Origin of the sequence: Streptomyces sp. A012304, assembly GCF_026008495.1 — a bacterium.
GTDB lineage: Bacteria > Actinomycetota > Actinomycetes > Streptomycetales > Streptomycetaceae > Streptomyces.
In genome coordinates, this window is record NZ_BQUN01000200.1 from 289,670 (window position 1) to 314,158 (window position 24,489).

A 24,489-nucleotide genomic window follows, 5' to 3' on the forward strand; every position below is an offset into this window, starting at 1 on the left:
TGGGCGACAGGAGCCGGGTGAAGGGGCCGTGGACGGCCTTGCCCACTCTCGACGCCAGGTGGGTGGCCAACTTGCCGCTCTCCAGCGGGAGATGGGGAGCGGCTGGCGTCTCCCAGGCGCCGCGGACGAACACCGTACGGCCCGCTCGTGCCCGGCGTCCGGTCTCGACGGCGCCGACGGCCACCAGCTCCGCCTGGGCGGCCTTGTGGCGCTCGGCCGTCCAGTCGTTCCAACGGCGTATGGCGCGGTCGGTGGGCCGGGCCAGGGCACGCAGTTGCAGGAAGAGCGCGGCGGCGTCCGCACCGACGCCCAGCCGGCGGGCGGTGTCGGTGACCAGGTCCGGGGCGCTGAGCGCCGGGTTGGCCTCGTAGCCGCCGGGCGGCACGGGCGTCGTTTCGGCCCGGGCGGCCATCCGGGCCAGTCCGTCGAACAGGGCCCGGGTCCGCTCCAGCCGCGCCCGCAGCCAGGCGAGGTCCGACAGGCCGCACCGGGCGAGGGCACGCTCGACGCGCCGTGGATCGGCCAGCGCCGAGGTCCGCAGGAAGACGTCCCCCGACGGGACGGCGACGACGAACACCCCGTCGTCGACCGCCGAGGCCCCCTCCGTGACCTCGTCGAGCAGCGGCCGGGGGCAGGGCAGCACGGGGCCCTCGTACGGGCGGAAATCCGGGTCCTGGGCCGCGATCCGCCCCAGGGGCCGGTGCTCGCCCAGGTCGACGAGGGTGCCGGGGTCGTCGAGCCGGGCGCGCAGCCGTTCGTACAGCTTCAGCGCGCCCGCGGCGGCCGGGTCACCGACCGGCCGCTCGGTGAGCGCCCAGGCGATGACGGACGCCGCCTCCAGATGCGCGGGCCGGGAGAGCGGCACCCACTCCCCGGCCGACCCGTCGGGCCGCGAGCGGTGCAGCAGCAGCCCGCCGGTACGGCTGCCCACCAGCACGAACCCGCCCTCCTCGTCCGGTGCCCGGCCGGACGACAGGGCGCGTGCCCAGTCGGCGTCCAGCCCCAGTTCGGCCTCCACGGCCGCCGCCAGGTCCTCGTCCACATACGGGGTCGTGCCCAGCCGCTCGGCCCAGACGGCGGCCATGCGCTCCGCGGCCCGGTTCATGCCGCCCGGCGTCCACAGGTCGGCGAGGTCCTCGGGCAGTCCCGCCGCGAGCACGGCGAGCCGCCCCTGCGGGCCGAGCCGGCGGCACAGCTCGCCGTACTCCAGGGCCATGGCCTTGTTCGCCTTGTACGGCGCCGAACGCAGCATCTTCAGATGGTCGTCGTAGCGCTCCCGGTGGGGGAGGCCGCCGAGGACGAGCGCGGCGATCGGACGCCGGACCCCGGTGCGCCAGGAGAAGACGGCGAGCGCCTCCGGGGTGAGGGGCAGCGGACCGTGACGATCGGTCAGCTCCACGAGGCGCGTCAGCCGCGCGCTGTCGTCCCCGGTGATCGTGACGGTCGTGTCCTCCTCGGTCCGCTCCGGTGCCGGATCGGCGGCGCGCTGGAGGAACCGGGCCAGTCCGCCGCGCGCGGGTCCGCTCGCGACGGCCCGTCCGGCGGTGCGCAGCGCCTCGAGGTCCTCCTCGGGCGCGCGGCCGGTCCGCCAGCTCGTGCCGGGCACGGCGAACGGCTGCCCGCTCCAGGTGGTCAGCAGGGCGGCCAGCGCCGCCCGTTCACCGGCCGGGGTGGTCTCGACCGCGGCCCGCCAGGCGACGGCGTCGACCCGGCCGAGCAGCACCTGCCATTCCGCCGGCGGTGACGGCGGGGCCAGCCGCCGGGTCTCCTCGTCGATCTCGCCGCGCAGATGACGGCCGTCGGCGGCGAGCGCGGTCAGTGTGCCGGGGTGCTGCTGCGGGGCGTAGGCCTCGTAGGGCCGCAGGTCCGGCAGGAGGCCGGCCAGCGCGGGGGCGAGGGTGGTGTCGGGGATGTCGGCGGGCAGGTCGACCACCGGCCCGGCGCGCATGATCGCCACCCGCCGGGACAGCTCCTGCCGCCGCAGCAGGACGTCGGCGGCCAGCCGGGCCGCCCGCACCACGCCCTCCAGCACCCGGGCGTCGGTCACCCCGGGCAGCAGGCGGGTCGCCCGCGCCCGTACCTCCTCGTCGTCCCCACTGGCGACGGCGGCGTCCAGCAGCGCGCGCACGGTGGCGGCGTCGACGGTACGCAGCGCCTGCGAGGAGCGCTCGTCGCGCGGGGTGAGGAAGTGCCAGAAGGCGGGCGGCGGCATGGGGCCGCGGCCCTGGCCGAGGGTCGGGGAGTAGTCGTACTTGGGGGTGGGGACGAAGCCCCGGACCTGCCACAGCAGCGAGTTGTCCTCCGCCGCGTGGCAGCGGACGGTCTCCTGCCCGACCAGGACCGCGTCCTCCCCGCCCTCGGGCAGCCGGATGACGCCCCACGGCCGCCGGCCGGGGCGGCGGCTGCGGTAGCGGGCCCGGCGGCCGTCGACCGACTCCAGCAGGAAGTCGGTCGGTGAGGGGCCCGCGTAGGGGGTGCGGTTGAGGACGCGGCAGCCGACGAGCCGGCCGTCCTGGCCGAGCGGGGAGGCCGGGGCGTCCGGCGGCAGGGCGGCGAGCGTCCGGCCGTCGTCGAACGCCTCCATGCCGGGCGGGACCTCGCCGTCCCGGTGGAAGCCGGGGAGGGCGCGGTCGTCGCCGCGCTCGCCGGTGGCCGGGTCGAAGCGGGTCCAGTTGCCGCGCGAGTGGAAGACCTCGGCGCTCCAGAAGCGGCGGCCGTCGCTCATCTGGAGGTCGTGGTGGCCGATGCCCTCCCGGCTGCCCGGGCGCAGGATCCGCTCGCCGTCGTGGCGCCCCCCGCGGTCCGGGCTCTCGAACTGGTAGCCGAGGCCGCCCTGGATGACGCTGTCGTAGGGCCGCAGGCCGAAGGTGTGCCGGGGCTCGAACACGTCGTGCGGGCTGCCGCTCCAGAAGGCCCGGTCGCCGAACGACCGGCCGTCGCCGCTCGTCCAGCTCACCAGGAACTGACCGCCCGCGAAGTGCACGGTGTGCGAGGTCGCGTCGTCCGGGACGCGGAACGCGTAGGACGCCCTGGTGCCCGCGTGGTCCACGGCGACGGCACGGTTCTCCCCGTACACCGTCAGCACCGGCCAGGTGCAGGTCACCCGGAGGGTCTCGGCCGGGTCGAAGTCCGTCAGCGCCGCCTCCAGGGCGGGCCAGGCCAGCTCCTCCGGCAGCCCGGAGCGCAGGGCCCGCGCGAGCGGGCCGGTGAGGTCCAGGCCGGCCAGCGCCTCCTCGATGCCGTCCAGCGCGACCGCCGTGGGCCGGTCCAGCAGGGTGACCAACTCGTCCACCGCCTCGTCGGCCGCGGCCAGGCCGCCGCCGTGCAGCGCGGCGAGCAGGCTGCCGATCCGGCCGTGCACCTCGGCGGCGATCCCCGCGTTCTCCGGCAGGAGGGTGATCGCCGTGCCCGCGCCCCGCAGACCGGCGTGGACGGTGCCCTCCAGGCGCCTGCCGAACACCGGGTCGGCGGCCAGCGCCTTCAGGTCGCGCCGCGCCCGCTCGCCCCAGAACTTCACCTGGATCGCGTCGCCCGGGTCCTCCACGGCGATACCCTCCGCCAGACAGGCGTCCAGCAGGTCGGCGTCGAGCCCCGGCCACCGGTACTGGTCCTCGTGCAGCCGCACGGGCCTGCCCGCCTCGCGCAGCCCGGGAGCGAACCGGGCCACGATCTCGAACAGCTCCGGCGGCATCGGCTGGCGGGACACACCGCCGTAGGGCACCTTCCGGTGCGAGTACGCGCGCGTGTAGCCGCGCAGCCAGCCGGCGAGACCGCCCTCGGGGGTGAGCCGGCCGGCCGCCGCCGCGTCGACGGCACCGCAGCGCAGCAGGAGCCGCAGCCAGGCCGCGGCGTCGTTGCGCGAGTCGGGGAACAAATCGAGCAGGGCGCTGAGCACCTCGGCGTCCTGCTGATGGGCGGCCAGCGGCGCGGTGGCCGCCTCCAGCAGGGCATCCGGCACCGCCTTGCCCCGAGCGGAGGCCAGCAGCCGGCCCAGGACCCGCGCCTCCTCCTCCGCGCCCAGACCGGCGGCGCGCGCCGAGGACCGGACCCTGCGGGCCAGGTCGGCCGGGAGCTCACCCGCGGAGGCCGCCCAGGCCGTGAGGACCCGGACGTACTCCTCATGGGCGTCGGCCGCGTCCAGGTGCTCGCCCAGCCACCGCTGATGGTCGCTCAACTCCTTGACGGGCAGCGCCCCGGCGCCCGCGATCAACAGCACGTTCGCCCGGCGCCAGTCGGCGTCGACGGGCAGCGCGTGGTCCCGCTCGGCCTTTCGGGCCAGCCCGTACGCCTTGGCCGCCGCGCGCCCCGGGTAGCCGCACAGCCGGTGCGCCACCGTGTCCCAGAACCACGGCAGATGCTCCACGGGCAGCGCCCGCGCCCGCCCCTGCAACCGGTCCAGACAGCGGCCCATCTTCGGATACGCCGCGGACATCGCCGCCCGCACCTCGTCGAGCAGCGCGAGCGCGGCACTCTCGGCACCCGGGTCGTGGGCCTTGACCCAGAGCGCGTACGTGGCGGACCGGTGGGTCTGCGCGGGCAGAAGCGCGTGAGCGAGCATGCCACCGATCTTGGCACGCGCCACTGACAGCCCGTCGGACGGGCGAAGCGGGGCGACTCACTTCGCCCGCGTATCGAGAAGATCCCGCCCCCGCGCCGTATCTGGAGGCACGGGAAGCCACCCCCGGCCACGCCCGCGCCACCGATCCAAGGGACGTACCTCATGAACGCAACCGCCGCCATCGGCGTCACCGGCCTCGGCGTGATGGGCCGCAACCTCGCGCGCAACTTCGCCCGCAACGGCTACACCGTCGCCGTGCACAACCGCTCCGCCGGCCGAACCCGTGCGCTCGTCGAGGAGTTCGGACACGAGGGCGCGTTCGTCCCCGCCGAGACGGCCGAGGAGTTCGTGGCGGCGCTGGAACGCCCCCGGCGGCTGATGATCATGGTCCAGGCGGGAGCGGTCACGGACGCCGTCATCGACGAGTTCGCCCCGCTGCTGGAACCCGGTGACATGATCATCGACGGCGGCAACGCCCACTTCGCCGACACCCGCCGCCGTGAGGCCGCGCTGCGCGAGCGCGGCATCCACTTCGTCGGCACCGGTGTCTCCGGCGGCGAGGAGGGCGCCCTCAACGGCCCGTCGATCATGGTGGGCGGCTCCAGCGAGTCGTACGCCGTGCTCGGCCCGATGTTCGAGAGCGTCAGCGCGCGGGTCGCAGGCGAGCCCTGCGCCGCCCACGTCGGCACCGACGGCGCCGGCCACTTCGTGAAGATGGTGCACAACGGCATCGAGTACGCCGACATGCAGCTCATCGCCGAGGCCTACGACCTGCTGCGCCAGGTCGCCGGCTACACCCCCGCCGAGATCGCCGGCATCTTCCGCACCTGGAACGAGGGCCGGCTCGGCTCCTACCTGATCGAGATCACCGCGGAGGTCCTCGCCCACACGGACGCGGCCACCGGCCGGCCGTTCGTCGACATCGTGGCCGACGCCGCGGGCCAGAAGGGCACCGGCCGCTGGACCGTGCAGACCGCCCTGGACCTGGCCTCCCCGGTCACCGCGATCGCCCAGGCCACCTTCGCCCGTGCCGCCTCCGGCCAGAGCGAACTGCGGGCCGCCTACTCCGGGCTGCCCGGCGGCACCACCCCCGTCCTCAGCCGTACCGAGGCCGCCCGCTTCACCTCCCAGGTGGAGCACGCCCTGTACGCCTCGAAGGTCATCGCCTACGACCAGGGCTGGAAGATGATCCAGGACGCGGCGGGCGAGTTCGGCTGGAAGATCGACCTGGGCGAGGTCGCGGCGATCTGGCGCGGCGGCTGCATCATCCGCGCCTCCTTCCTCGACCGCATCCGCACGGCGTACGCCGCCGACCCGGAGCTGGTGAGCCTGCTCGGCGAGATGGAGTTCGCCATGGAGATCACCGACGCGCAGGTCCCCTGGCGCGAGACCGTGGCCGTCGCGGCGCGGCGGGGCATCCCGGTGCCGGCCTTCTCCGCCGCCCTCGCCCACTACGACACCCTGCGCGCGGGCCGCCTCCCGGCCGCCCTCCTCCAGGGCCAGCGCGACTACTTCGGCGCCCACACCTACCGCCGTACCGACCGCCCGGGCAGCTTCCACACCCACTGGGCCGAGGAGGGCCGCCCGGAGACGGCGGCGGACTGAGGACGCGTGACCCGTCCGGCCCGGGGGAACCGGGCCGGACCGCGGGTCAGGCGCTCGGCGCCGGGTACGTCGGGTACTCCACGCCGGAGACGTACTGGACGACGCGGACGACCTGGCAGGAGTAGCCGAACTCGTTGTCGTACCAGAGGTAGAGGATCGCGTTGTCGCCCTCCACCTTCAGCGCGCCGGCGTCGACGATCGAGGCGTGGCGGGAGCCGATGAAGTCGCTGGAGACCGCGTCGGGGGCGCTGATGAAGTCGATCTGGCGCTTGAGCGGCGAGGTCAGCGACACGTTGCGCAGGTAGTCCAGGACCTCCTCGCGCTCGGCCTCGCGCGCCAGCTGGAGGTTGAGGATCGCGATCGAGACGTCCGGCACCGGCACCCGGATGGAGCTGCCGGTGATCCGCGCCTTGAGGTCGGGCAGCGCCTTGGCGACCGCGGAGGCGGCGCCGGTCTCGGTGATGACCATGTTCAGCGGCGCGGAACGGCCCCGGCGGTCCGACTTGTGGTAGTTGTCCAGCAGGTTCTGGTCGTTGGTGAACGAGTGGACCGTCTCCACGTGCCCGCGCAGCACGCCGTACTCGTCGGCCATCGCCTTCAGCGGCGGGACGATCGCGTTGGTGGTGCAGGACGCGCAGGACAGGATCTGCTCGTCCGGCTTGATCGTGTCGTGGTTGACGCCATGCACGATGTTGGGGACGTCGCCCTTGCCGGGCGCGGTCAGGACGACCTTGTCGATTCCGGGGCGCAGGTGCTTCGACAGCCCCTCCCGGTCGCGCCACTTGCCTGTGTTGTCGATGAGGATGGCGTTGCTGATGCCGTACGCCGTGTAGTCGACCGCCGTCGGGTCGTCGGCGTAGATCACCTTGATCTCGTTGCCGTTGGCGACGATCGTGCTGGTGGCCTCGTCGACCGTGATCGTGCCCTGGAACTGGCCGTGCACGGAGTCGCGGCGCAGCAGCGAGGCCCGCTTGACGATGTCCTGGTCGCCGCCCCCGCGCACCACGATGGCGCGCAGCCGCAGCCCGTTGCCCGAGCCGGACTTCTCGATGAGCAGCCGGGCGACCAGCCGGCCGATGCGGCCGAAGCCGTAGAGCACGACATCGCGCGGCTCCCGGCGCTCGATCTTGTCGGCGCCCGTGGCGCCGGCGACCGCCTCGGCGGTGAAGTCCCGCACCGACAGACCGCGGTCGTCGGCCCGGTACGTCGCCGCGAGCATGCCGATGTCGATCTGCGAGGGGCCGAGGTCCAGGGTGGTGAGAGCCTGGAGGAACGGCATCGTCTCGGTCACCGAGAGCTCCTCACCGGCGATCTGCCGGGCGAAGCGGTGCGTCTTCAGGATGCTGACCACCGACTTGTTCACCAGGGAGCGGCTGTGCAGCAGGACCGTGACGTCCCGCTCCCGGTGAAGCTTGCCGATCATCGGGATCATCGACTCCGCGATCTCCTCGCGGTTCTTCCAGTTGGTGAACGAGTCGTCGTTGACAGTCACAGGAATCTCTTTCGAGCTAGGTGGCGCTCATATGCTAACCCCCCTGGTCATTCGGGCGTTCAAGGGGTCTCCGGATCGCCGTCGGGCCGCCCCGGCCGGCTCCGGCGGGCGCACTCAAGTGGGGGCGGCACGAAGGAAGTTGAGTGAGGAAGGGGTTCCGGTGGGCCCTCGCCGCCGGCTCCCGGGGGAGGCGCGGGCGGGTGAGGGACGGAGAAAGCCCGGGAAAACCGACGAAAGTCACGACCTGCGCGGACTCGGTCGGTGCGGAAGGGGCGATACCAGCTCAGGATAGACGTGGCGGGCCGTAGCATTGGCCCGTGTCACGGGAGCGGGGTCAGCCGCGGCTGCCGTGGCTGATCACGGAGGGAGTGCTGTGTCGAATCCTCGGCTGGGGGAGCAGCTCTTGGCCGACGGCCCCGCCCGGGCCGCCCGGCTTCGTCCCGCTGCGGACGGCAGCCCGCGAGCACTCTGGGGCGGCGTGGACCACCCCGTGCTCACGGAGGTGCTGCGGCAGCTGCTGGAACGGGAGGCGCACGCCGAGCCCGTCGCGTACTACGAGGACAGTCCCTGAGGTGAATCACGGTCCCCGAGGGGGAGCGGCGGCCGCGGCAGACGTACACACGTCAGCCCCGTGGCCGCACCGGTTGCTGGACGTACCCGCTCTCCGGCGCGCAGGCACCGCGCCGGTTCCCTTCCACCAGTTCGTGCTCAAGCTGCACAGCCGCTGCAACCTGCTGTGCAGCTACTGCTACGTGTACACCGCGGCCGACACCAGCTGGCGACGGCGCCCGGCACGCGTCACGGAAGCCGTGCTCACCCGAAGCGCCGAACGGATCGGCGAACACGTGGCCACCCACCGCCTCAGCCGGATCCGCGTCGAGCTGCACGGCGGCGAGCCCCTGCTCGGCGGCGCCGAGACGGCCCTGCGGCAGGCCGCCGAGGTACGCGCGGCGGTACGCGCCGCCTCCGCCACGGACTGCGAGGTCCAGGTGAGCGTCCAGACCAACGGCACCCTGCTCACCCCCGACGTCGTCCGGCGGCTCGCCGCCGGCGGCATCCGGGTCGGCGTCAGCCTCGACGGCGGCCGCCCCGACCACAACAAACGGCGCGTGGACCACGCCGGCCGCCCCTCCTGGCACGCCGCCACCCGCGGCCTCGCCGTCCTCGCCGGCCATCCCGAGACCTACGCGGGCATCCTGTGCACCATCGACCTGGACCTGGACCCGGTCGAGGTCTACGACTCCCTGCTGGAGTTCCGGCCCGCCGCCCTCGACCTGCTCCTGCCGCACGCGAACTGGGCCTCGCCCCCGCCCGGCAAAGGACCCTCCAGCGCCGGCTCGACACCGTACGGGGAATGGCTCGCCCACGCCTTCGACCGCTGGTTCGACGGCGGCCGGTACCGCACCCGGATCCGGCTCTTCACCGAGATCATCGGACTGCTCCTCGGGTTCTCCGGCGGCGCCGAGGCCGTCGGGCTCTCCCCGGTCGCCGCCGTCCTGGTGGAGACCGACGGCGGCATCGAACAGGTGGACTCCCTCAAGGCCGCGTACCAGGAAGCCCCCGCCACCGGCATGGACGTCTTCTCCCACAGCTTCGACGACGTCCTGGAGCACCCCGGCATCGCCGCACGGCAGTTGGGCGCGGACGCGCTCAGCGACGAGTGCCGCTCCTGCCCGCTGCTGCGCGTCTGCGGCGGCGGCCACTACGCCCACCGCTACCGGCGAGGCAGCGGCTTTCGCAACCGATCCGTGTACTGCGCCGACCTCGACATGCTGATCCGGCACATCGCCCGCAGGCTCGAAGCGGTTCTGGGGATCGATCCGCTCCTGTCCGGTTGAAGCCGTTCTGATTGCAGAGGAGTTGAAGCCGCGTCAAAATCTTGCCGTGAGCACAATCGGGGGAACGGCCGTCGCGGAAGACGTCTGGCGCACGCAGAGCATCTGGTCGCAGGCGGCCGACCGGAGCAAAGCGGGGATCGACCGAGCACGCACGGTGACCCTGTGCTGTGCGGTCACCGCCGGTGTGCTCGGCGTCGCCGCATCCCAACTCATGGGCGTCTCCGCACACTTGGGCCGCACACTGTCCTTCCTGGCGCTGCTCGCCGCCGGAGCCGCACCCCTCGCCGCCCACCGGGCCGCCCCCGACCGGGTGCGCGAGTGGACCCGGCTGCGCTCGGTCTCCGAGGAACTCAAGAGCCAGGCCTACGTCTACCTCGCGAAGCTCGACCACTACCGCGACCCGGCCGGCCGGGACGCCGAACTCCTGCGCCGCGCCGAGGAGATGCAGTCCCAGGCGGCCGATCTCCTCCCCGCCCTGCGCGGCATCCGGCCCGCCGACCGCCCGCTGCCGCCCGTCACCGACGTCACCGGCTACCTCGCCCGACGGCTGCGCGGCCAACTCGACGGCTACTACAGACCGAAGGCCGAGGAGATGGCCCGCCGTGCCCGGCGCGTCGAACGCTCCGGTATCGCCCTCGCCGCACTGGCCGCGCTCCTCGGCGCGGTGGCCGGCGCCTTCACGGTGGACCAGGCGGCGGCCTGGATCCCCGTGGTCGCCGCGATCTCGGCGGCCGTGGTCTCCCACGGGGCGTCCGCGCGCTTCGTCACCCTCGAGATCGAGTACAGCACGACCGCCGACGAACTGGAGCGGCTCCTGCGCTGGTGGCAGCGGCTGGAGACGCCCACCGACGCCGACGCCGACCGGCTGGCGCAGCGCACGGAACACATCGTCTCGGTGCAGAACGAGGGCTGGATGGCCAAGTGGACAGCGGAGTGAAGGCGGGGCAGGCGTGGTCAAGGTGTTCATCAGCCACAGCACCAGCGAAGACCCGCAGACCGCGGAGTTGAGGGACGCCATCGCCGACGGCCTCGAGGCCCGCAACTACAAGGTCCTGCTGGACCAGCGCATCAAGAAGCCGGGCCGGCCCTGGCGGCTGAAGCTCGCCGAGTTCCTGGGCGAGTGCGACGCCGCCCTCGTCCTGGTCAACTCCCACGCCCTGGGCTCGGACTGGGTGCGCCGCGAGACCGACATCCTGCACTGGCGCAAGACCCTCTACCCCGACATGGTCCTCATCACCGTCCTGGTGAACGACGTGACCGCCGGCCAGCTGAGGAACTCCGCGCTGCGCTACCTCGCCGACGACGACGTGGAACGGGCGGGCACCCACGCCCCGTCGGAGGAGGCACGCCGGGTCGTGGACCTCTTTCCGGAGATCCTGCGGGTCCCGGACGACGCCGTCAGCAAATGGCTGTCGAACATCGGCGTCCAGCTCAACCACATCCAGGACCCGTCCGTCTTCGGACGGATGGCGACCGCCCTGGGCCTGCCCCCGGAGGAGCACGGGGAGCTGACCCCGGGACGCGGCCACCTCCTGCTGGCCTCCCAGATGCTCGACACCCACAAGATCGAGAAGCTGGCCAACGCGGTCGCCGAGGCATGGATGGGCGGCCTGGAGACCAGCAGGGCCCGGCTGCTCGCCGACATGGTCCTGCCCGTCTGGGTCGACCGGGACCAGGCCCGGCGCATCGTGCGCGAGCGGGACGGCTCGACGCGCCGCGTCGTCATCCTGAACGTGCACAGCCCGCAGATCGGCAAGCAGTACCTGGCCCGCGCCTTCTGCGTCGACGTCACCAGCTACTTCATGGCCTCCGCCTCCGGGTACCTCCCCGGCGAGGAGGACCTCGAAGGAGCCCTGCTCGACCAGTGCGAGAAAGCGGTGAAGTACTACGCGGGCCTGGAGGCGGACGAGGAACTCGACCACCCCGAGGAACCCACCGAGTCCGGGCGGTTCTTCCTGGTCGTGGACGCCAAGAAATGCGACCTCACGATGGTCCACCGGGTCGTCACACAGCTCCAGGAAAAGGTCCCCTGGCTCCATGTCCTCGTCATTCCCGGCAGGGGCGTGGACGCCCGCGCCAAGTGGCCCGGAAACCCAGACGAAGTGCTGGTTCTCGACCCACCGTTCGGGGAGAAACATGAGAGTCTGGTCAAGGGAGTCACGCGGCGTTTATTCGATCGTCTGAACTCCGTGGACAGGGGGGCGTGGTGACGGACAATCAGATCCCTGGGGGCCGGCGGACCGAGGACCCGGCCGACGTCGAATGGCTCGACACACCCGACCGCAGCGACGGCCGTGTGTACGTGATGCCGGAGGACCTGCGCTTCGCGGTGCACGTCGCCCTCGCCACCGGGCGCCCGCTGCTCCTGCGCGGTATGCCCGGCTCCGGCAAGTCCTCCCTGGCGCCGTACATCGCCAAACAGATGGACTGGCGCTACTACGAGCACGTCGTCACCTACCGCACCCAGCCCCGCGACCTGCTGTGGAGCTTCGACAGCGTACGACGCCTCGCCGACGCCCAGGTCACCATGAGCCGCGGGGAGACCCCCGACGACGCCAGCTACGTGGAACCCGGCGTGCTGTGGTGGGCGCTGGCCCCGAGGTCGGCCCGCAGGCGCGGCCGGCCGGAGGGCGTGGAGATCACCGACCCGTGCCCGGACCCCTCCGAGGAGATCAACTCCACCCGCAGGCCCGACCGGGCCGTCGTCCTCATCGACGAGATCGACAAGGCCGACCCGGACGTGCCCAACAGCCTCCTCGTACCGCTCGGCTCCCACCGGTTCACCGTGGCCGAGACCAACCGGGAGATCCGCACCGAACGCTCCGAGGGCGAGGAGGGCGGACGCGCGGACGAGGCCCGCCGGGCCCGCCACCTCGTCGTGCTGACCACCAACGAGGAGCGCGAACTGCCCCAGGCGCTGCTGCGCCGCTGTGTGGTGCACGTCCTGCCGGAACACGACCGCGCGATGCTGGTGCGGATCGCGGAGGAGCACATGGCCCTGTGGCCCGGCGAGGTCACCGACGCCGACCGGGAACTCGCCGACGCGGTCGCCGGCGAACTGATGAAGGTCCGCCACCACGCCGACAAACAGGGTGTGCGCCGCCCCAGCACCGCCGAGTACCTCGACGCCCTCCTCGCCTGCCGGTCCCTGGGCATCCGCCCCGGCACCCCCCAATGGCAGCTGCTCACCAGGAACGTCCTGATCAAGCCCCAGCAGATGGCCGGAGACCGCCCGTGACGGCCGAACCCGGCCGGGGCAAAGCCGTACGGCACCCGATGGGCGAGGCATGGCTCGGCGACATCGCCCGCGCCGCCCACGCCCTCGACGCCCGCACCCCGGAGGAGTTCGCCCGCATCGCTGCCCTGCTGGGCGTCGGCGGCGGCCCCGCCGGCACCGCGGACCCCGCCCCCCGGCCCCAGGAGGGCCGCGGCGACCCCGCCCGCCGGGCACCCGCCGAGGACGCGCCCCCCGAACGCCGCCCGCCGGGCCCCGACCAGCCCGTACTCCAGCGCCGTCCCACGGCCGCCGAGGCCGGCACGGTGAATGTGCTGGTCCCCGTCGAACAGCAGTCCCGGCACCCCACCCGCTGGAGCACCGACCCGCTCGCCCGCCCACCGGGCCGCGACGAGGCCCGCACCCGCCCGCCGCACCTGCCGCTGCTCGCCCCCCGCTCCACGGCCGCCCTGCTCACCATCCTCCTGGCGAGAGTCACCTTCGACGGCGAACTCGACGTGGAACGCGCCACCGAGACACTCGCCCAGGCCCGGCCCCTCACCGCCATCCCCCGGCTGCCGCTGCCCACCCTCCGCTACGGCGTGCAGATCCTCGCCGACACCTCCGGCGCGATGGAGCCCTTCGCCCGGGACGTCGACGACGTCATCGCCCACGTCCGCGCCCTCGCCGGCGTCGCGGGCACCCAGGTCCTGCGCTTCGCCGACGTCCCCGTGCGCGGCGCCGGCCCCGGCCCCCGCACCACCTGGCAGCGGCCCTACCGGCCGCCGAGGCCGGGCGTGCGGGTGCTGATCCTCTCCGACCTCGGCGCCGGCGGCTCCTCGCACAACCCCTGGCGCGCCACCGAACAGGAGTGGCGCACCACGGTCGACGCGATCCGCCAGCGCGGCTGCGAACCCGTCGCGCTCGTCCCGCTGCCGGAGCGGCTCTGGCCGGAATGGGCCCGCGGACTGTTACCCATGGTGGCCTGGGACCGCGGCACCACCGTCGGCAAGGCGCTGGGAGCCCGGCGATGAGCCCGCACGCCGGGGCCGGCCGGGAACTGGCCGTGCTGCTCAGCATCGCGGCCCGGATCGAACCGGAGCTGATGCGGGCCGTCCGGCTGCGCGCGGCCCGCGGCCTGGACGTCGCCGCCGAAGTCGACCTCTGGTTCGGTGACCTCGTCGAACACCGGGGCTTCGGCTACATCGTCCTGAACCCGCAGGAACTCACCGAACTGCGCGCGGAACTCGCCCGCCGGGTGCAGCAGGCGGCCGACGACGACCCCATCCACAACCTCTGGCCCACCTTCCAGGAGGTGCGCGCCGGACAGAGCCCCGCGATGATCGCCCAGGAGACCGCCACCTGGCAGGCGGTCAGCGGCGGACGCGAGGCCGACCAGCAGATCGACGAGTCCCTCCAGCCCGCGCTGCGCGCCCTGGTCGAGGAGGGCCGCGAGGGCATCGCCCGCTGGTTCATCGGAGCCTGGGACAGCCTGCCCGACCGGGTGCAGCGCTCCACCACCGCCTGGCAACTGCTCACCCTCTCCGCGGTCCGGCTCGACGAGGACCCGCCGAGGGTCCCGCGCCCCCAGCGACTGGCGCTCTCCGACGTCTCCGTGATCGCCGAGGGCCTGCCCCAGGTGCCGCTGTACCTGCGCTGGGCCGAACCGCGGCTGGTCGTCAGCGACCTGCCGCTGGGGCCCGACGCGTTCGCCATCACCGTGCCCGACACCGACCCGCGCGTCCTGGAACTGGTCACCGCCACCTCCATCCGTACGATCCTCATCGGCCGGGACACCTCCGTCGAGGAGTGGGTCGGCCCGGGCAGCGGCTGGCTCAACACCGCCGACGGCGCGATGTACCTGCTGCCCACCCCCACCACCGCTCCGCACCCGCCCTCCGCCACCGAGCCGGCGCAGGCCGACGCCCCCGACACCGAACCCGAGTCGCAGCCCGTCACCGGCCACATCAGCATCTGCTACGCCGGCGAGAGCCGCTCCTGGGCCATGTGGAGCGCCCGCCAGCTGGAGCGGGCCGGCTGCACCACCACCCTGCTGCACTGGGACACCGCCTCCCGCACCCCCACCGAATCCCTCGGCGCCCTGCTGGCCGCGCCCGGCCAGGTGCTGCTCCTGATCAACGAGCGCGCCCTGCGCCCCGACCTGCACAGCGCCCCATCCTGGTCCGAGGCGTTCCGCATGATCGTGGGACCCCACCGGCACCGCTTCGCGGCCATCGCCCTGTCCGGCGAACCACTGCCCGAGGGCACCGACCTGCTGCGCCCGGTCGACGTCGCCGGACTCGACGAGGAGGAGGCCCGCCGCGCCGTCCTCGAACGGCTCGGCGTCCCGACGGGCGACCCGCCCGACATCCCCGACGGCCCCCGCTTCCCCAACGAACCTCCCCAGGTCCGTGAGGCACCGCGACGCAACGGCTACTTCACCGGGCGCAAGGACGACCTGGAGGAGATCTCCGAACTGCTCGCCGCGTCCGTCCCCGCCGGCGCCCGCGTCGTCCTGCACGGCATCCCCGGCGTCGGCAAGAGCCAGCTCGCCACCGAGTACGCCCACCGCTACGGCGACAGCTACGACGTCGTCTGGTGGATCACGGCCACCCAACGGGCCACCGCCCGCGAGGAGTTCGCCGCCCTCGCGGCCCATCTGGAACTCGCGGCCGGCCGTGACGTCGGCGAGCGCGTCCGCGCCGTCCACGCCGCGCTGCGCGAACGCACCTCGCCCCGGCAGCGCTGGCTGCTGATCTTCGACGGCGCGGACGACGTGGCCGAGATCCGCGACCTGCTCCCCGAGGGCCGCGGCGACGTGCTCATCACCAGCCTCACCCGGGACTGGGCCGGCCTGCTGGCGTTCCAGGAGTACACCGTCCGGCCCTTCAGCCGGAACGAGAGCGCCGCCTTCATCCGCCGCCGCGTCGAGCGCGCCACCGCCGCCGAGGCCGAGCAGCTCGCCGAGGCCGCCCAGGACCTGCCCCTGGTCCTCGCCCAGACCACCGCATGGCTGATCGCCAACGAACACGAGTCCGTCACCTCCTACGTCGACGCCCTCCAGCGGCTGTCACCGGCGGAGCTGGAGGTACGCGTCGAGGGCGACTACCCGGTCGGTTTCGTCCGGACCTGGGCGTACTCGCTGAACTTCCTGCGCCGCCGCTACCCGGAGGCCGCCGAACTCGTCGAGCTGATGGTGATGTTCTCCCCGGACGCCATCCCGGTGCAGCTCATCGCCGCCGCCCCCACCAGCATGTTCCCGCCCGGCAGCATCGCCGAGACGGTGTCCGACTCCACCCGCTGGCAGAACGCCCTCGCCGTCCTCGCCGACCTCACCGCGATCCACCTCAGCTACACCCAGGACCCGTCCCTGGAGTACGGCGTCGAGACCGCCCAGATGCACCGGCTGTACCACCGCTTCATCCGCGGCACCCTCGACGGAAGCACCCGGGCGAGCCTGTCCGCCGCCGCCTGCGGCATCCTCGCCGCCGCCAACCCCCGCCGCCCCGTGGAGCAGCGCGAGTGGGCCGCGTACGCACGACTCATCCCGCACCTGGACACCGCCGGCGTCCTGGAACGCGACGAGCCCAATGTGCGCACGCTGCTCCTGGACTGCATCAACTACCTGCGGCTGCGCGGCCAGTACGACACCGGACTGCGCCTGTGCCAGCAGGCGGTGGCCCACTGGCGGTCCCGGCACACGGCCACCGACCGCGACATGCTGATCCTGCTGCACCAGCACGCCAACCTGCTGCGCAGGATGGGCCGTTACCGGGACGCGGAGGCCGTCGGAGCGGAGGTCCTGGAACAGCTGGCCCCGGTCCGCGAGCCCGACGACCCCGAACTGCTGCGCGCCAAGGACGGGTTGGGCGGCACCCTCATGGCGCTCGGCCGGTTCTCCCGCTCGCGGGAACTGTTCGAGGAGGTGTGGCACGGCTACACGGCCCGCTCCGGACAGCAGGACCGGCGCGCCCAGGAGGCCAAGAGCAACATGGCCCTTACCCTCGGGCTGCTCGGCCGCTACCAGGAATCCCTGGAGCTGCACCGGGAGCTGTACGAGCTGCGCAGCCGCCGCCTGGGCGGGGACCACCTCTCCACCCTCTACTCGGGCCTGCACATGGCCTGGATGACCCGGCTGCTCGGCCGCTACCGCGAGGCGCTCTCCCTCCAGGAGCACAACGCCCGCGTGCACAGCCGCATCCTCGGCCCGCAGCACCCGCAGACACTGCGCGCCGAGCACAACCTCGCCCAGTGCCTGCGCCGGGACGGCCAGGTCGACGACGCGGCGACCCTCTTCACCAGCGTCCTCAAACGCGCCGAGCAGGCCCAGGGCGAAGTCCACCCGGACACCCTCATGATGGCCGCCGACCGGGCCACCCTGCTGCGCGCCGACAGCCCGCGCGAGGCCCACGACCTGGCCCGTACCGTCTACGAGCGCTATCTGCGCCTGCTCGGCCCCGACCACCCGTACTCCGCGGGCTCGCTGAGCAACCTGGCGCTCGCCCAGTGGGCCGACGGCGACGACCGCGCCGAGGCGGAGGCCTCCGCCCACACCGCGTGGCGGCTGATGGTCCGCGCCGTCGGCGACGAACACCCCTGGAGCCTGGGCTGCCGGCTGAACCTCACCGCCATGCTCGCCCGGGCCCGGCAGGTCGAGACGGCCCTCGTCCACGACACGGACGTGGCCGCCATGGCCGTACGGCGGATCGGCACCCGGCACCCGCTCACCCTCGCCGCCGACACCGCGCGCGCCTGGGACCTGCGGGAGCTGGGCCGGGCCGACGAGTCAGAGGCGCTGCGGCGGGAGACCGTCGCCCTGCTGCGCGACACCCTGGGGCCCCAGCATCCGCACACCCGGTCCGCGGAGGACCTCAGGCGGCCGCACTGGGACTTCGAGCCCCAGCCCATCTGACGCACCGCGCAGCACGCCAGAGCCAGCCCGCCCGTCCGATCCGCAGCCCCTTCGACCCGCAGGGCAGGAGACCAGCCGAATGGGAAACCACAGCCAGCCGAGCGGCGAGCACGTCACCATCAGTTACGCCGGCTTCAACCGGCCGTGGGCGTCCTGGATCGCCCACCAGCTGCGCGCCCGCGGCCTGGAGGCGACCACCCAGCGCTGGGACCCCCGCGTGGACGTGCCGTTCGAGGACGAGTTCGGCGCGCTGCTCGCCGCCGAGGGACGCATCCTGCTCGTGCTGGACAACTGGTACTTCACGCTGGGCCCCATCCCGGAGGGCGACTGGCAGCGGGTGCTGGAGGGCATGGTGCCGCCGCACGCCGGCCGCTTGGCCGCGGTCACCGTGGCCACCCAGGCGGTCCCCGCCTCCGTCGCCCTGCTGCGCCCCGTCGACCTGCACGACCTGGACGAGCACGAGGCGGTACGACGGCTGCTGCGCCGCCTGTCGATCGACCCGGCGCGACCGGCCGTGCCGCTGCCCACGGGCGCCCCTCGCTTCCCCAACGAGCCGCCCGAGATCCTCGACATCCCCCGCCGCAACCGGCGCTTCACCGGCCGCGACGCCGAACTGGACCGTATGCACACGCTGCTGGCCGGATCCGGCGAGGACACCGCCGCGACCCGGCTGGTCCTGTACGGCGGCACCGGCACCGGCAAGACGCAGATGGCCGCCGAGTACGCGCACCGCTTCGGCAACGACTACGACGTGGTCTGGTGGCTCGACGCCACCCACCGCGCCAACGCCCGCGAACGCCTCGCCGCCCTCGCCCCCCGCCTCGGCCTGCCCGTCGGCGAGCGGATCGGCGAGCGGATCCGGGCCGTGCAGGACGCCATGCGCTCCGACGAGCGCAGCCGGCGCTGGCTGCTGGTCTTCGACGGCGCCGACGACGCGCTGCAACTGGCCGACCTGCTGCCGGACGGGCACGGGCACGTGCTGCTCACCTCCACCACCCGCGACTGGTCCGCCGTACCCGGCATCCAGGAGATCGGTGTGCGCTCCTTCTCCCGGGTGGAGAGCGTCGCCTTCGTCCGGCGCCGCGCCCCCCGCGTCACCCCCGGCGAGGCGGACGCCCTGGCCTCGGCCGTCCAGGACCTGCCGCTGCTGCTCGCCCAGACCGCCGCCTGGCTGGACGCCAACGACCTGCCCGTGGGGGAGTACATCCAGCAACTGCACGACACCCCGCAGGCCGCGCAGATCCAGACCGAGGCCACCTACCCGAAGGGCTTCCAGACCGCCTGGTCCATCACCCTCGACACGCTGCGCGAACGCCACCCCAAGGCCGCCATGCTGCTGAAGCTGCTGGCGTTCTTCTCGCCCAACGAGATCCCGGTCCGGCTGCTCACCGAGGTCCACTACCGCGACCTCCACAACGACCTGGAGGAACTCGTCCGCGACCCGCGCGCCTGGCACCTGGCGCTGCGCCGGCTGTCGGAGTACACGGCCGTACGCCTCGACTACGAACAGGAACCCGCGGACAACCCGGTGGTCGAGCAGGCCGAGATGCACCGGCTCTACCACCGCTTCCTGCGCGAGGAACTCCAGCCTCGCGAAGGGAAGCTGTACGCGGAGATGGCCTGCCAGGTGCTGATCAGCGCCGACCCGCGCCGGCCCGCCGACACCCGTGACTGGCCCCGCTACGCCCGGCTCATCCCCCACCTGGAGTTCGCCGGGGCCTTCGACTCCAACCGGCCGGCCGTGCAGGAGCTGGTGCTCAACTGCGTCGAATACCTGCGGATGCGCGGCGAGTACACCAGCGCCCTGAAGCTCTGCGACGAGGTCCTCGCGCACTGGCAGCGCGGCCTGGACCCCGCCCACAGCGCCCTGCTGTCCCTCTACCACAAACGCGGCAGCATCCTGCGCCAGCACGGGCGTTACCACGAGGCCGAACAGCTCGGCCGCACCGTCGTGCGCCGGCTCACCGCCGACAAGCCCGCCGACCACCCCGATCTGCTGCGCGCCAAGGAAGGACTCGGCAGCACCCTCCTCGCACTCGGACAGTTCACCCAGGCGCGCGAGCTGTTCACGGAGGCGGCCACCCGGTTCGCCGAGCAGTTCGGCACGGAGGCCCCGCAGACCCTGTCCGCCCGGCACAACCTGGGCCTGGCGCTGATGCTGCTCGGCCGCTACTCCGAGGCCCGCGAGATCCACCGCGAGGTCCTGCAGATCCGCCAGCGCCGGCTGCGCTCCCGCCACTACCTCACCCTGCACTCCGGAGCCGTCTACGCCCGGCTGATCCGCCTGCTCGGCGACTACCCCGAGGCGGCCTCGCGCCTGGAGCAGATCGTGCGCACCCTGCGGCAGATCTCCGACGAACGCCACCCCCAGTCGATCATGGCCGACCACCAGCTGGGCCTGTGCCGCCGGCGCTCGGGGGACTACGACGAGGCCCGGGACCGGCTGGCGTCGGCCGCCTTCCGCGCCGCGCAGGTGCTCGGCCCGCAGCACCCCGAGACGCTGGTCGCCGAGGCCGACTACGCCACCTTCCAGCGCGAGCACGGCGACCTCGGCACGGCACTGAAGTACGCCGAGTCCGTCGCCGAGCGCTACGCGCGTCTCCTGGGCCGCGACCACCCCTACAGCATCGGCACCCGGGCCAACGTGGGCATGGCCCTCGGCCACGCCGGCGAGCACGACGCGGCCCTGCGCCACGCCGAGTCCGCCTACCGGGAGATGACCGCCGCGGTGGGCCGCGACCACCCCTGGACGCTGGGCTGCGCCCTCAACCTCAGCGCCGCCCGCAGCCGCACCTACGACGTGGAGTCGGCGCACGAGCTGAGCCACGACACCCTGGTCCGCGCGATCCGCGTCCTCGGCCCGACGCATCCGCTCGCCCTGTCGGCGAAGATGGCCCTCGCCGACGACCTGCGCGCCCTGGGCCGGGCCCGGCAGGCGGCGGGCCTGGAGCAGGACGCCGTACGCCGGCTCGCGGACACGCTGGGGCCGGAGCACCCGCACACCCGGGACGCCCAGCGGCGGGTGCGGCCGTACTGGGACTTCGAACCGCAGCCGCTGTGAGCGGATCCGGATCCCGAACCACCAACTACCTGTTCAAACAGGGAATGTGACGCACAATTGGATCCGGGTACCACCATCCGCGATCCTCAGGAGCCCGCCCATGAGCGCAGGGGTGTCGTCGACCCCCATCTCCCTCGTGTACGCCGGGGTGAGCAACGGCTGGGCCCGGTGGATCTCCTGGGCGCTCGCCCAGGAAGGGTGCGTGGTCAACGAGTTGCGGTGGTCGCCGCTCAGCCCGCTGCCCGGCGTCGAGGAACTCACCGGCTTCTTCAGCCGGCCGGGCCGGGTCCTGCTGGTGCTGGACGACTGGTACCTGCGCTTCGACACGGGCCGCAACCACGAGTGGGCGCAGGTCCTGTACGAGGTGATGCCCCGGCTGCGCGACCGGGTGGGCGCCGTCACCGTGACCACCCGCTCGCTGCCGGCCGAGGCGGTCAGCCTCGGCGCGGTGACCCTGCGCGGCGTGGGCCCCGAGGAGGCCCGGCGCCGGGTGCTGGGCACGGTCGGCCTGGTCCCGAGCCGCCCCTACACCCGCTCCGACGAGGGCCCCCGCTACCCCGAGGACCCGCCGGACGTCAGCAACGCCCCGCGCCGCAACCCCCGCTTCACCGGCCGCGAGGACCTCCTGGACGAGGTGCACGACGTGCTGAGCTCCGGCGACGGCGAGGGCCGCCGGGTGCTGCTGCACGGCCCGCCCGGCGTCGGCAAGAGCCAGACCGCGAGCGAGTACGCGCGGCGCTTCTCCGGCGAGTACGACCTCATCTGGTGGGTGCCCGCCGCGACCAAGGCCGCCGCCCGCGAGGGCTTCGCCGCCCTGGCCCGGGAGGTCGGACTCGGCGAGGGCGACCAGCTGACCGGCCAGATCGAGGCGCTCCAGCGGGCGTTCGCCCAGGACGAGGGGCGCTGGCTGGTGATCTTCGACGGCGCCGAGGACGTCGACGAGATCGCCCCGCTGCTGCCCCAGGGACGCGGCCAGGTCGTCATCACGTCCCAGACCGACGCCTGGACCCGCTACGGCGCCGTCGCCCGTGAACTCCCGCCCTTCGAACGGGCGGAGAGCGTCGCCTTCGCCTGCCGCAGGGCACCGCTGATGAGCGAGGTCCAGGCCGAGGAACTCGCCGACATCCTCGACAACCTCCCCCTCCTCATCGACCAGAGCGCCGCCTGGATCGACGCCAACCCCACCGCCGACATCCCCCAGTACCTGAAGGCGCTGAAGAAGGGCGACCCGCACGGCACGGGCCCCGGCTGCGCCCCCGCCCGCTCCCTCGACGTGCCGCCCGCCCACCGGCTGGTCTGGGCGAGGACCCTGCGCTCCCTGGCCGACCGGTCCCCCTCGGTCTACGCCCTGCTGTTGCTGCTGACCTTCTTCTCGCCCGACATGCTCCCCGTCAGGCTGCTGCGCTCCGCCCGCCCCAGCGGCCTGCCGCCCCACCTGGCCGGGCTGGTCACCGAACCGGGCGCCTGGGACGTCGCCCTGCTCACCCTCTCCGAGCTGACCTCTCTGCGCGTGGAGTACGACACCGACTCCCGGCAGGACTTCGTCAGCATCGTCTCGCTGCGCATGCACCGCAGCTTCCGCCGCTTCATCCGCTCCAGCCTCACCGCGGAGACCGAACGCCTGTACGCGGCGACGGCCGCCCGCGTCCTCGTCGACGCCGATCCCGGCGAACCCGGCAACCCCGCCCACTGGCAGCGCTACGCCGAACTCCTGCCCCATCTCGAACCCTCCGGCGCCGCCGACTCCGACGACGGCGACGTGCGCCGGCTCCTGCTGAACTGCGTCGAGTACCTGCGGGTGCGCGGCGAGTACCAGGACGGCCTGCTGCTGACCCGGCGGGTGCTCAAGAGCTGGCGACGCGTCTCCGGCGCGACCGAGCGCGGCGCTCTGGCCGCCGCCGACCAGGAGGCCCGCATGCTGCGCGGCCTCGGCCGCTACGAGGAGGCCGAGGAGGCCGGGCGGGCCATGCTCCGGCTGCTGGACTCCACCGGCCTCACCGGCGTCGAACTGCTGCGCGCCAAGGACGGCCTCGGCGGCACCCTCATGGCCCGCGGCCGCTACGACGAGGCCCGCGCCCTGTACGAGGAGGCGGCACAGAGCGCGGCGGCCCGGGGCGAGCGCTACATCCCACAGACCCTCCAGTTCCGCACCAACCTCGCCCTTGCCCTCGGACTCCAGGGGCACTACGCCGAGTCCTGCGCCCTGCACCGCGAGGTCTACGAGCGCAGGGTCGCGCTGCTCGGCTCACGCGAGCGCCGCACCCTCCAGTCGGGCACCTACACGGCCCGGATGCTGCGCCTGCTGGGCCGCCTGCGGGAGGCCCGCAGCCTCCAGGAGTACAACGTGCACCTGCTGCGCCGCACCCTCGACGAGGACCACCGCCAGACCCTGCTCGCCGAACACAACCTCGCGCTGTGCCTGCGCCGGGACGGCGAACTGGAGACGGCACGCGAGCTGATGCGCGAGGGACGCCGACGGCTGATCCTGCTCAGCGGCGCCGACCACCCCGACGTGCTGCTGGTCTCCCTCGACTACGCGATGCTGCTGCGCGCCCTGGGCCAGCGGGTCAAGGCCCGCGACCTGGCGCGGGCGACCGCCGACGCCTACGCGCACAAGCTGGGCGAACTCCATCCGTACGCGATCGGCGCCCGCAACAACTGCGCGATCCTGCTCCTGGACGACGGGGAGACCGAGGAGGCCCGGGAGCTGGCCGCCCAGTCGACGCGGGAACTGGAGGCGGCGGTCGGCCGCGGCCATGTGTGGGCGCTGGGCTGCGCGATGAACTACGCGTCCGCGCTGGCCGCCGCGGGCGACCCGCGGGGCGCCGCGGACCTCGGCCGGGACGCCCTGGACCGGGCGGTCGCCGCGGTGGGCGCCGGCCATGTGCTCGCCATCAACCTGGCGGCCGGACTCGCCCAGGACCTGCGCGCGCTGGGACTCGTCCGGGAGGCGGACGAGCACGAGCGCGCGGCGCTGACCGCGCTGGCCGCCAGCCACGGCGCCGACCACCAGCAGACCCACTACATGCGCTCCGGTGCGCGCCCCTACTGGGACTTCGAACCCCAGCCGATCTGATCCGGCCGCCGGTGGGCAGGAACTCCACCATTTCCGAGACCGGAACCGAGTCCTACCGCCTGGCCCGCACGAAGGCGCGGAAGAACGACGCCGCGAAGTACACCGTCACGACGCCACGGAGTAGCTGAGATCAGTCGCGGTGAGCGAGGCAGGCACCACACGCAGCCACATCGTGCCTCGTTCGACCGGATCGTCGTGCAGGTAGTGCACGAAACGCTCGTCCCACAAAGCCTCGTCCGCACCCAGATAGCGGGCAAGCTTGCGCCGCCCCCTCGGCACGTCAAAGGGCACAAGCTCGGCCTGGCCCCGAGCGATCACCTGTCGCACACGCCCTGTCGCGAGATCGCACTCGTCCACCACGAGGGCGACGTTCGGGTCGTTCTTCACGCGGTCGAACAAGCGGGCCCACGGGCCTGTCAGGGTCCAGAAGGCTCCCTCTTCCCAGAGGAACCAGACAGGACGCACCGTCGGCCCGCTCGTCGCGATACGAGCGGTGAGCGGCTGCTGGAGGAAAGCGTCCACATCAAAAGGAGAAGATTCCACATCGCCAATCTTCAGTTGCTGCCGATCACTTCACCACCGACCTGCGACCTACGACCAAAGCCCCAGACGCCCCGAGCCCCCGGAACATGGGCCCTTGCCGGGCGGCACGAGCACGCCGCCGTGCTGCTAGTAGGACTCCGTTAGGTCTGTCTGCTGGCCGTGTTCAGGGGCATGAGGACTGTGTGGACGC

At 73.3% G+C, this 24,489-nt stretch carries 13 protein-coding genes; 10 read left to right on the top strand and 3 right to left on the bottom strand.

Annotated elements, in window-relative coordinates:
- Positions 1 to 4,558, bottom strand: a 4,558-nt coding sequence (locus ALMP_RS41305) for a hypothetical protein (protein ID WP_264937153.1), incomplete at its 3' end; no start/stop codon positions are given.
- A gap of 162 nt (positions 4,559 to 4,720) precedes the next feature.
- Here ALMP_RS41305 and gndA point away from each other — a divergent pair.
- Entirely contained in the window at positions 4,721 to 6,163 is a 1,443-nt protein-coding gene (gndA, locus tag ALMP_RS41310) for an NADP-dependent phosphogluconate dehydrogenase (RefSeq protein WP_264937154.1), read from the top strand.
- Between the two features lie 46 nt (positions 6,164 to 6,209).
- Here the strand turns inward: gndA and ALMP_RS41315 are convergent, their stop codons facing one another.
- Complete coding sequence (locus ALMP_RS41315; RefSeq protein WP_264937155.1) at positions 6,210 to 7,655, bottom strand: glyceraldehyde-3-phosphate dehydrogenase; 1,446 nt, start codon at positions 7,653 to 7,655, stop codon at positions 6,210 to 6,212.
- A 373-nt stretch (positions 7,656 to 8,028) separates the two neighbouring features.
- Here ALMP_RS41315 and ALMP_RS41320 point away from each other — a divergent pair, with 373 nt between their 5' ends.
- The 9 genes from ALMP_RS41320 to fxsT (ALMP_RS41360) all read left to right on the top strand — a co-directional run bounded on the left by ALMP_RS41320 (position 8,029) and on the right by fxsT (ALMP_RS41360) (position 23,756).
- Entirely contained in the window at positions 8,029 to 8,226 is a 198-nt protein-coding gene (locus ALMP_RS41320) for a hypothetical protein (protein WP_264937156.1), read from the top strand.
- 73 nt (positions 8,227 to 8,299) lie between these two features.
- Positions 8,300 to 9,493, top strand: coding sequence for an FxsB family cyclophane-forming radical SAM/SPASM peptide maturase (locus ALMP_RS41325; RefSeq protein ID WP_264937157.1), 1,194 nt, complete (start codon positions 8,300 to 8,302; stop codon positions 9,491 to 9,493).
- Between the two features lie 46 nt (positions 9,494 to 9,539).
- Entirely contained in the window at positions 9,540 to 10,430 is an 891-nt protein-coding gene (locus ALMP_RS41330) for a DUF4231 domain-containing protein (protein WP_264937158.1), read from the top strand.
- A 13-nt stretch (positions 10,431 to 10,443) separates the two neighbouring features.
- Positions 10,444 to 11,703, top strand: coding sequence for a toll/interleukin-1 receptor domain-containing protein (locus tag ALMP_RS41335; RefSeq protein ID WP_264937159.1), 1,260 nt, complete (start codon positions 10,444 to 10,446; stop codon positions 11,701 to 11,703).
- A complete protein-coding gene (locus ALMP_RS41340; RefSeq protein WP_264937160.1) occupies positions 11,700 to 12,731 on the top strand; it encodes an AAA family ATPase in 1,032 nt (343 codons plus the stop codon). Before ALMP_RS41335 ends, ALMP_RS41340 begins: the two co-directional genes overlap by 4 nt.
- On the top strand, positions 12,728 to 13,741 hold the full coding sequence (locus tag ALMP_RS41345) for a hypothetical protein (RefSeq protein WP_264937161.1): 1,014 nt from the start codon (positions 12,728 to 12,730) through the stop codon (positions 13,739 to 13,741). The genes ALMP_RS41340 and ALMP_RS41345 overlap by 4 nt, the downstream gene beginning before the upstream one ends.
- Positions 13,738 to 17,619, top strand: a complete 3,882-nt coding sequence (fxsT, locus tag ALMP_RS41350) for an FxSxx-COOH system tetratricopeptide repeat protein (protein WP_264937162.1) — start codon at positions 13,738 to 13,740, stop codon at positions 17,617 to 17,619. Before ALMP_RS41345 ends, fxsT (ALMP_RS41350) begins: the two co-directional genes overlap by 4 nt.
- A 79-nt stretch (positions 17,620 to 17,698) precedes the next feature.
- A complete protein-coding gene (gene fxsT / locus ALMP_RS41355; RefSeq protein ID WP_264937163.1) occupies positions 17,699 to 20,680 on the top strand; it encodes an FxSxx-COOH system tetratricopeptide repeat protein in 2,982 nt (993 codons plus the stop codon).
- Positions 20,681 to 20,780: 100 nt separating this feature from the next.
- The gene (gene fxsT, locus ALMP_RS41360; protein WP_264937164.1) at positions 20,781 to 23,756 is read left to right on the top strand and encodes an FxSxx-COOH system tetratricopeptide repeat protein; all 2,976 of its coding nucleotides are present in this window, start codon (positions 20,781 to 20,783) and stop codon (positions 23,754 to 23,756) included.
- 105 nt (positions 23,757 to 23,861) lie between these two features.
- Here the strand turns inward: fxsT (ALMP_RS41360) and ALMP_RS41365 are convergent, their stop codons facing one another.
- Positions 23,862 to 24,278, bottom strand: a complete 417-nt coding sequence (locus ALMP_RS41365; protein WP_264937165.1) for a pyridoxamine 5'-phosphate oxidase family protein — start codon at positions 24,276 to 24,278, stop codon at positions 23,862 to 23,864.
- Positions 24,279 to 24,489: the final 211 nt, after the last annotated feature.